Here is a 9,112-nt window from a genome sequence, read left to right as displayed (position 1 = left end):
TCAGGCTGTTGATGGTGCCGAACGGGTTGCCGGTCATGATCTCGAACTGCGCGCTCGCGGCATCCGTCACCGTCTGCGCGATGCCTTTGTAGGGCACATGGATGAATTCCGCACCGGTCCTGGCCTGTACCTGCTCGAGCATGATGTGGCCGACCGAGCCGATCCCCGAAGTCGCCCAGCGGACGCTGCCAGGCTTGGCCTTGGCCTGCGCGATCACATCGTCCAGCGTCTTGCCGCTGAACGCCGTGGTCGCCATCAGGTAGATGGGCGAGTACATCATGGGAGCAACGGCGACCACGTCGTCGCTTTTGTAGGGCAGCTTCATGAGGTGCGGCATCAGTGTGACGGGGCTGATGGCGGACAGCGCCAGCGTGTAGCCGTCCGGCCTGGAGCGGGCGACCTCGCCCATGCCGACGGTGCCGCCGGCCCCGCCCTTGTTCTCCACGATCATCGACGTGCCCAGCGAGTCGGCGACCTGCTGGATGAGCCGCCGGCCGACCGAGTCGGATACGCCGCCGGCCACGTAGGGAATCACCACGCGGATCGTCTTGCCATGGGGCCAGGGCTTTTCGGCGCGTGCCGCCAGGGGCAGCAGCGATGGCAGGGTGACGGCGGCGCTGGAGGCGATGAAGCGGCGGCGGTCGAGCATGGTGATGAGGTCTTTCTGTTGAATACGGAATATGAAGCAAAGGCGCGCAAGGGGCGTGCAAGCTGCCCGTCGATGGCCCGGATGCGGCAAACGCGCATTGTGTGCCTGATGCGCGGGCCTTGCAAAGGCCGGCGGTTTATCAGTGGGTGCGGGACGAGTATTCGCACCGTGCAAGTGCACAATGGCGGCCATGAACCATGCTTTCGAACACGGCGATTCTTTCGCGCCGCTCGTGCAGGCACTGTGCGACGCGCGCCGCCAGGGGCTGGCAGCCGACGCCAGGGCGCACATGCAGGCATTGCATTGCGAAGAGGATGCCTATGCCGTGCAGCGCGCCGTCGGCGCCCGGCTCGAGCTGTTCGCCGATGCCGTGCCGCGCCACTGGAAGTCCGGGGGCGCGGATCGTTCTTCGCCGCTCACGCATGCGCCGCTGCCCGACCCGGGTGTCTGGACGTCGCCCGCCCGGGCCGGAGCATGGCCGCTGCGCCTTCGGCTGGTGGAGGCCGAAATCGCCTTGCGCCTGGGCGCCGACGTGACGGCGCGGCACGCGGATCAGATGACCCACGAATCGGCGCATGCGTTCATCGACGCCATGGCCGTCTCGATCGAAATAGTGGATACGCGCTGGCGGCAGGCGCTGGAGGAACTGCCCGCGCTGCTGAAGCTGGCGGACATGGGCGTGCATGGCGCGCTGGTGCTGGGCGAGTGGATGCCTTATGAGCGCCGCGACTGGCAGGCGCAGCGCTGCCGCATCCGCATCGGGCAGCGGGACGAGGAGACATTCACCGGCACGCATTCGCTGGCCGACCCCGCATGGCTGCTGCCGCAATGGCTGCGGGATGTGACGCGCCAGTTCGGCACCGTGCCGGCGGGAACGGTGGTCACCACCGGCAACTGGGTGGGCATGCTGGCCGGCAACGCGGGCGACCTGGTGCAGGTGTCGTTCGACGGCCTGGGCGGGGCCAGCCTGCGGCTTTGACCGTCATCCGGCATGCCGGCGGGCGCGGCGCTCCCGCATGAGCGCGATGAAGCGCTGCGCGCCAAGGCCCAAAGCCCGCTCGCGCGACCAGACCCAGTCGACGAACAGCGTGGTGCCGTTGCTGAGGTTTTCCACGGGAATCTCCATCAGGTGCCCCGTCAGGATGTGCGGCTCCACCAGCCCCTTGGGCAGCCAGCCCCAGGCCAGCCCCGCGCTGATCAGCGAAAGCGCCGCCTGGTGGCTGTCGGTGCGCCATAGCTGGCGCGAGAACACGAAGCGCATATCGGTCTGCTGAGGATCGCGGCTGGCCACCAGCACTTGCCGCGTGCGCGCGAGCTGCCCGATGTCGAGCGTGGGCGGTAGCGGGCCGCCTGGGCCTGGTTTTCCGGCGCGCTTTTCGGCCAGCGACTCCAGCCAGGGCGCGAACTGCGGCGACATCACCGCCACCAGCGTCTCCTGGCCCATCTCCTGGAAATCCTCGCGCCCGTCGATCGCGGGCCGCTCGAACACCAGCGCCAGATGCGCGCGCCCGCCATGCACCAGTTCGAGCGCATCGGTCTGCGGCGCGGCCAGCACTTCCAGCGCGAGCGTGGGGAATTCGGCGATCAGCGCGGCGAGTGGCTCGGCCCAGCCGGTGGAAAGCAGCTCGGGCGCGATGGCGAAGGTGAGCCGCTCCTCCAGCCCCATCTGCAGCGCCTCCGCCTGCCGGTTGAGCTGCGCGAGCTGCTGCGCCAGAAGCCGCGCCTGCGGCTCCAGCGCCAGGGCTGCGGCGGTCGGCCGGGGCTCGCGGCCCGCGCGGTCGAAGAGCGGAATGTCGAGTTCGGCCTCCAGCAGCGAAATGGTCATGCTCACGGCGGAAGGCACGCGCGAGAGCGAACGCGCCGCGGCCGAGAAGGAGCCCTTGTCCAGCACGGCCAGAAACACCTGTACGTTGTCGGAAGTGAACGCCATGTTGAATCAATTCCCGGGATCGTTGTGCCGAAGCGGCGAGGCAGTTCGATATTTTTATCAGATTTTCTGAAAGATTCTGACTTTTTATTTCAATCAACCATGCATAAACTTGCCGGCATGAGTCAACAAGCAACACATGCCGTCGGCCTCCAGGGGCCGAGGCGCCGGGTGACCTACGTCGCCCTCTACGAAGTCATCGCCATCATTGTCTCCAGCGGCCTGTTCATGGCCACGGGGCAAAGCGCCGGGCATTCCAGCACCATGGCGATCGTCGCCTCCACGATCGCCATCGCCTGGAATGTGGCGTTCAACACGCTCTTCGAGATGTGGGAGGCCCGCCAGGCCACCCGTGGCCGCTCGATTGCGCGCCGCATCGTGCATGCCGTGGGCTTCGAGGGCGGGATCGCGCTGATGCTGATCCCGCTGATGGCCTGGTGGTTCAGCGTCAGCCTGTGGCAGGCGACGGTGCTGGAGGCGGGGCTGCTGCTGTTCTTTCTGGTCTACACCTATGTGTTCAACTGGACGTTCGACCGGATCTTCGGGCTGCCCGCATCGGCGCAGGGGTGAGCGTGAAGCGCGAAGGCGTCAGGGAGTCGTGCGCGCGGCGTTCCGGGCCTGCGCCTTGTGCGCGGCGGGCCTGAGCAGCGCCACGAACTCCCGCGCGGCGGCGCTGCGCGAAGCATCCTGGCGCCACAGCACGCCCGCGCGCCGCACGGTGCGAGGCTCGTTGAGCATGATCGCCCGCATGTCCTTGCCCGCGTTCAGCGCGGCATGTTCCGCGGCGATCGTTGCCAGCGGCGCGCTGCGGCAGGCCAGCAGCAGGGCGTCGACGGATTCCATTTCCACCCGCACGGCGGGCTTGACGCCCGCCTGGGCAAATGCGCCGTCGATCAGCCGCCGCGTGGCGAAGCTGCCTGGCAGCAGGGCGAGCGCAACCCCGGCGAGTTCGGCCACGCGCATGGCCCGCCGCGCCGCCAGTGGATGGCTTTCGTGCACCACGAGATGCATGCGCTCGTCGAACAGCGGCTCGGCCCTGATTTCCTCGCGCATGGCGGGGTGAAAGGCAATGCCCAGGTCGAGCCGCCCCGCGATGAGCTGCTCTTCGATCTGGCCGCTGCGCAGGTCGCGCACCATCACGCGCACGCCCGGATAGGCGGCGCTGAAGGCGGCGACCGCGTCGGGCACGAAGAGCGTGAGGAACGTGGGGATCACGCCCACGGTCAGCGTGCCCGATTGCAGGCCGGCCATGTCGGCCAGCGCCATGCGGCCCGCCTCCAGCTCCTGCAATGCGCGCGCCGCGTAGCCGCGAAAGGCCATGCCCGCCTGCGAGAGCTTCAGGCCCCGGCCGAGCCGATCGAACAGCGGCATGCCGAGTTCGGCCTCCAACTGCCGCAGGCCGTGCGAGAGCGTGGATTGCGTGACGAACAGCGCTTGGGCGGATTGCGTGAGGTGCTCGGTTTCGGCGACGCTCAGGAAATAGCGGATCTGGCGCAGCTCCATTGAATCTCCTGCTATAAATTTGATTTAAGGGTAATCCCTTGTCTTGCTGATCATTCGATAAGATCGAATGAAATGTGCAATATATATCATTGGATTCGTCGTGTGGTCGCACGATAAGGTCCGGCGAAATGACTTTCCGCAGGCCTGCGTTTCGCGGGCCTTTCACCGCTTTCCAATGACCATCTCCGCCGCCGTGACCACGTCTTCCTCTGTCCTGCGCATCGAGCGCATCGAGGCGCGCATCCTGGACATCCCCACGATCCGCCCGCACAAGTTTTCGTTTGGCTCCATCTCGCGCCAGAGCCCGGTCGTGGTGCAGCTGTGGCTCTCCGATGGCGCATGCGGCTTCGGAGAGGCGGCGACGATCGGCGGCCCGTCCTGGAACGAGGAGTCGCCCGAGAGCATTCTGCACGCCATCGACAACTACCTCGCGCCCGCGGTGAAGGGCAAGGACGCGGCGCGCTTCGAGCAGCTCATCCGGCAGATGGACGCGGTCTGCAAGGGCAACCGCTTCGCCAAGAGCGCGGTGGAGATGGCGGCCATCGACGCCGTCGCGCGTTCGCTGAACGTGCCCGCATACCAGTTGCTGGGCGGCAAGGTGCGCGAGAGCCTGCCGCTGGCGTGGACTCTGGCGAGCGGCGATTCGGCCAAGGACATCGAGGAGGCCGAGCGCATGCTGGAGATCCGCCGCCACCGCATCTTCAAGCTGAAGATCGGCGCGCGCGCGCCCGCTGACGACGTGGCGCACGTCTCGCGCATTGCGCGCGCCCTCGATGGCCGCGCCAGCATGACGGTGGACATCAATCAGGCGTGGGATGGCAACACCGCGCGCCGCCATGTCCCGGAGCTGATCGATGCGGGCGTGACCTTGTTCGAGCAGCCGGTGGCGCAGTGGAACGAGGAGGCGCTTGCCGCGCTTACCGCCACGCTGCCGCACACCGCGCTGGTGATGGCGGACGAGACGGTGTGCTCGCCGCAGGATGCGATGCGCCTGGCCCGCAACAAGGCGTGCCACGTGTTCTCGCTGAAGATCGCCAAGCACGGCGGCCTGATCCGCACGCGCGCTGTCGCCGCGATTGCCGATGGCGCCGACATCGGCTGGTACGGCGGCACCATGCTCGAAACCTCCATCGGCAGCGCGGCGTCCGCGCATGTGTTCGCCACGCTGCCCGGCTCGCACCACAACTGCGAGCTGTTCGGCCCGCAACTGCTGGTGGACGACATCGTCGATAAGCGCATGGAACTGCGCGAGTTCGAACTCGTGCTGCCCGATGGCCCGGGCTTTGGCGTCGAGGTCGTCCCCGAACGCCTGGACCGCTTCGACCGCGCGCGCGAAGGCCTGCATGCCGTGCATGTGGACATGGGCCGCGCCGCGCCGGCCGGCGAAAGCCTCGGCCAGACCCGGTAACCCGCAGGCCCCGCCGCCTGATTTTTTCAAAGAGACAAGCTTTTCAAAGAGACAAACACCATGAATCTGACACGCCGCTCCCTCGCTGTCCTGACCAGCGCCGCCGCCATGGCCGCGGCCCTGGCTCCGCTGGCTGCCCACGCGCAGCAGCCCGATGCCCATTGGCCGAGCAAGCCGATCAAGTGGGTCGTTCCGTTCCCGCCGGGCGGCGCGATGGACGTGATCGCCCGCACCCTGGGCGACAAGATCGGCCGCGAACTCGGCCAGGCCGTGGTGGTGGAAAACCGTCCCGGCGCGGGCGGCAACATCGGCGCCGATTACGTGGCCAAGCAGCCGGCCGACGGCTACACGGTGATGATCACCTCCATCGGCATGGCGACCAACAAGGCGCTCTACGCCAAGCTGAGCTATGACCCCGTCAAGGACTTCGCGCCGATCAGCCTGCTGGCCGTGGTGCCGAACGTGCTGGTGGTGAACGCGGGCAAGAGTTCCGACAAGTCGGTCAAGGACGTCATCGCCCATGCCAGGAAGGAGCCGGGCAAGCTCACCTATGCGTCGGCCGGCAATGGCACCTCCATCCATCTGGCGGGAGAAGTGTTCGCGTCGATGGCGGGCATCGACATCCTGCACGTGCCGTACAAGGGCAGCGGCCCGGCCATCTCGGACATGCTGGGCGGCCAGGTCGATCTGATGTTCGACAGCATCACTTCCGCGCGCCCGCACATCCAGTCGGGCAAGCTGCGCGCGCTGGGGCTGACCACGTCCAGGCGCTCCCCGGCATTGCCCGGCGTTCCGACGATCGCCGAAGCGGGCGTGCCGGGCTATGAAGTCTCGCCCTGGTTCGCCGCGTTCGCGCCCGCCGGAACTCCGCCGGAGATCATCGGCAAGCTCAACAAGGCGATGAACGATGCGATGAAGCAGCCCGACACGCTCAAGAAGCTCGAATCGGTGGGCGCGGAGCCCATCGGCACCACGCCGCAGGAGCTGGCCGCGCACCTGGACAAGGAGCTCGATCGCTGGGGCAAGCTCATCAAGGAACGGAATATCCGTCTGGATTGAGCGCCGGGCACGCGGCAGGGTGCAAATACATTCAATTGCAAAAAATCGATAGCTGATGGTGTAAGCCGGTAGCCGATTTCCGGGTTTGTCTTGGAGAATGCGACGGCATGAGGAGTCGCATTCGCACCACCGCCGCCAGCCTGTGCTGCATCACCATCGCCGCGAGCCTGGCCGCCTGCAGCACGGCACGCACCGATCGCGGCGAGGTCAAGGGCTCGGACGCCACTTTCAATGAGTGGCTGCAGTCCGACATGAATCGCCTGGCCAACGTCAGCATGCGCGAGAACCTCAACGCACTGATGCGATTGGCCGACAAGCTCTACCGGCGCAACCCGGCCGAATGGAAAAAGGGCGGTTTTGCGAGCCGCGAAGACGCGCTCAAGGCGCTGAAGGCGGCAATGGAGGCCGAGCACGAGCCGCAGCATGAGCCGCCTGAGCCGGGCAAGCCCGGCGCGGAACGCGCCCCGGCGAGCGCGTGGCCGCCGCTCAAGGGCAAGCGCGACATCGAGGCGATGGACATGGCGCTTTCGCCATCCTTCACCGGAGACCGCGTGGGCGCGTTCATCTACGGCACGGCCGACATGATCATCACCGCGCACGGCGGCAAGACCGAATTCTTCCTGATCGACGGGCAGGATGCGCAGCACCTGTTCAATGCCGCGCGCAACATCGAGATCGCCATCTGGATGCTGGCCCACCGGCGCGCGGACAATGGCAGGCCCTTGCTGCTGGCCGACGAGATCAATGCCAGCGAGCGCAACCTGAGCTACGAGCGCGAGTTCGGCAAGATCATCGCGCGGCTCGACCTGATTGCCAGCGTCACCACCGAAAAGTACCGCCGCGCGGTGATCGGCTACGCCCAGGGGCTGGTGGGCGGCACTTTCCTGCAGTTCCTGCCGGTGCGCTAGATTGACCCGGCGCGCCGGGCGCAAGGGTATCCCGGCCCGGCGGGCAAAGCCGATGGCGTTGCCTTAAAATCCACCGCATCGCCCCAAGGAGCGCTGCAGCAGGCCACGATGAAGGGATCGCCCCGAGATCCCCACGGCCCGTCAGGCTTGGGGACACTGGTTCTCGCGTGCCCAATGCGCCAGCCATCATGATGACAACGGCGCTCACCTGTTTTTCTGAATCCGCTGAACGTTTTTTGCACAGGTGAGCCCCATGTCCGCTGCCGTTCCCACGACCCATTCCGCCACTACCGGGGCCATGCCGCCCATGCGCCTGTCGGGCCTCGAGCCCGTGTTCATCGGCGAGGGGTCGCTGTTCGTGAACGTGGGCGAGCGCACCAACGTGACCGGCTCCAAGGCGTTCGCGCGCATGATCCTCAACGAGCAGTACGAGCAGGCCCTGGCCGTGGCGCGCCAGCAGGTGGAGAACGGCGCGCAGGTCATCGACGTGAACATGGACGAGGCCATGCTGGACAGCAAGGCAGCGATGGTGCGCTTTCTGAATCTGATCGCGTCCGAGCCCGACATCGCCCGCGTGCCCATCATGGTGGACAGCTCCAAGTGGGAGGTGATCGAGGCGGGCCTGCGCTGCATCCAGGGCAAGGGGATCGTCAACTCGATCTCCATGAAGGAAGGTATCGAACAGTTCAAGCACCAGGCCCGGCTGGTCAGGCGCTACGGCGCGGCCGCCGTGGTGATGGCGTTCGATGAAAAAGGCCAGGCCGATACCTACGAGCGCAAGATCGAGATCTGCGAGCGCGCCTACCGCGTGCTGGTGGATGAAGTCGGCTTCGCGCCCGAGGACATCATCTTCGACCCCAACATCTTCGCGGTGGCCACCGGCATCGAGGAACACAACAACTACGCGGTGGATTTCATCCAGTCGGTTGCGTGGATCAAGAAGAACCTGCCCGGAGCGAAGGTCAGCGGCGGCGTGTCGAACGTGAGCTTCTCGTTTCGCGGCAACGATCCGGTGCGCGAGGCCATCCACACCGTGTTCCTGTATCACGCGATCAAGGCGGGCATGGACATGGGCATCGTCAACGCGGGCATGGTCGGCGTGTACGACGACCTGGAGCCGACCCTGCGCGAGCGCGTCGAGGACGTGGTGCTCAACCGCCGTCCCGACGCCGCCGAGCGGCTGCTGGAGATCGCCGAGTCCGCCAAGGGCGCGGCCAAGGATGATGGCAAGAAGCTCGAATGGCGGGGAACGCCCGAGCAGCCCAGGACCGTGGGCGAGCGCCTTTCGCATGCGCTGGTCCACGGCATCACCGACTTCATCGTGGAAGACACGGAAGAGGCGTACCAGCAGATCGTCGTGCAGCAGGGCGGCCGCCCGCTGCACGTGATCGAAGGCCCGCTGATGGATGGCATGAACATCGTCGGCGACCTGTTCGGCGCGGGCAAGATGTTCCTGCCGCAGGTGGTGAAATCGGCGCGTGTGATGAAGCAGGCCGTGGCACACCTCGTTCCCTACATCGAGGAGGAAAAGCGCCAGCAGGAAGCCGCCGGCATGGATGTCTCCAGCAAGGGCAAGATCGTGATCGCCACCGTGAAGGGCGACGTGCACGACATCGGCAAGAACATCGTCACCGTGGTGCTGCAGTGCAACAACTTCG

Annotated in this window: 9 protein-coding genes and 1 riboswitch; of the genes, 6 read left to right on the top strand and 3 right to left on the bottom strand. The window is 66.5% G+C overall.

Annotated elements, in window-relative coordinates; translation table 11 throughout:
- On the bottom strand, positions 1–649 hold a 649-nt coding region (locus ABWP92_RS14795), incomplete at its 3' end, for a Bug family tripartite tricarboxylate transporter substrate binding protein (RefSeq protein WP_353236161.1).
- A gap of 190 nt (positions 650–839) precedes the next feature.
- Here ABWP92_RS14795 and ABWP92_RS14790 point away from each other — a divergent pair.
- Positions 840–1,628 (top strand): fumarylacetoacetate hydrolase family protein, encoded by a 789-nt coding sequence (locus ABWP92_RS14790; protein WP_353236160.1) that lies wholly within the window; start codon positions 840–842, stop codon positions 1,626–1,628.
- Between the two features lie 3 nt (positions 1,629–1,631).
- Here ABWP92_RS14790 and ABWP92_RS14785 read toward each other — a convergent pair whose 3' ends face one another.
- Positions 1,632–2,579, bottom strand: a complete 948-nt coding sequence (locus ABWP92_RS14785) for a LysR family transcriptional regulator (RefSeq protein ID WP_353236159.1) — start codon at positions 2,577–2,579, stop codon at positions 1,632–1,634.
- Between the two features lie 117 nt (positions 2,580–2,696).
- On the opposite strand from ABWP92_RS14785, the gene ABWP92_RS14780 reads away from it, so the two are divergent.
- Positions 2,697–3,146 carry a PACE efflux transporter gene (locus ABWP92_RS14780; protein ID WP_353236158.1) on the top strand — a complete coding sequence of 150 codons (450 nt, stop codon included), beginning with the start codon at positions 2,697–2,699 and terminating at the stop codon, positions 3,144–3,146.
- Between the two features lie 18 nt (positions 3,147–3,164).
- Here ABWP92_RS14780 and cynR read toward each other — a convergent pair whose 3' ends face one another.
- On the bottom strand, positions 3,165–4,079 hold the full coding sequence (cynR, locus tag ABWP92_RS14775) for a transcriptional regulator CynR (RefSeq protein ID WP_353236157.1): 915 nt from the start codon (positions 4,077–4,079) through the stop codon (positions 3,165–3,167).
- A gap of 175 nt (positions 4,080–4,254) precedes the next feature.
- Between cynR and ABWP92_RS14770 the strand changes: the two genes are divergently transcribed.
- The 4 genes from ABWP92_RS14770 to ABWP92_RS14755 all read left to right on the top strand — a co-directional run.
- Entirely contained in the window at positions 4,255–5,487 is a 1,233-nt protein-coding gene (locus ABWP92_RS14770; RefSeq protein ID WP_353236156.1) for a muconate cycloisomerase family protein, read from the top strand.
- Between the two features lie 60 nt (positions 5,488–5,547).
- Positions 5,548–6,546, top strand: coding sequence for a tripartite tricarboxylate transporter substrate binding protein (locus ABWP92_RS14765; RefSeq protein ID WP_353236155.1), 999 nt, complete (start codon positions 5,548–5,550; stop codon positions 6,544–6,546).
- Positions 6,547–6,653: 107 nt separating this feature from the next.
- On the top strand, positions 6,654–7,454 hold the full coding sequence (locus ABWP92_RS14760; RefSeq protein WP_353236154.1) for a hypothetical protein: 801 nt from the start codon (positions 6,654–6,656) through the stop codon (positions 7,452–7,454).
- A 79-nt stretch (positions 7,455–7,533) separates the two neighbouring features.
- Positions 7,534–7,667, top strand: a riboswitch (S-adenosyl-L-homocysteine riboswitch).
- Positions 7,668–7,707: 40 nt separating this feature from the next.
- Positions 7,708–9,112 (top strand): dihydropteroate synthase (locus ABWP92_RS14755; protein WP_353236153.1); only part of this gene is annotated, 1,405 nt, incomplete at its 3' end.

Origin of the sequence: Diaphorobacter ruginosibacter, assembly GCF_040396215.1 — a bacterium.
Classification (GTDB): domain Bacteria; phylum Pseudomonadota; class Gammaproteobacteria; order Burkholderiales; family Burkholderiaceae_C; genus Diaphorobacter_A; species Diaphorobacter_A ruginosibacter_A.
Note: the sequence above shows the minus strand (reverse complement) of the source record. Positions and strands in the feature narration are given on the sequence as shown.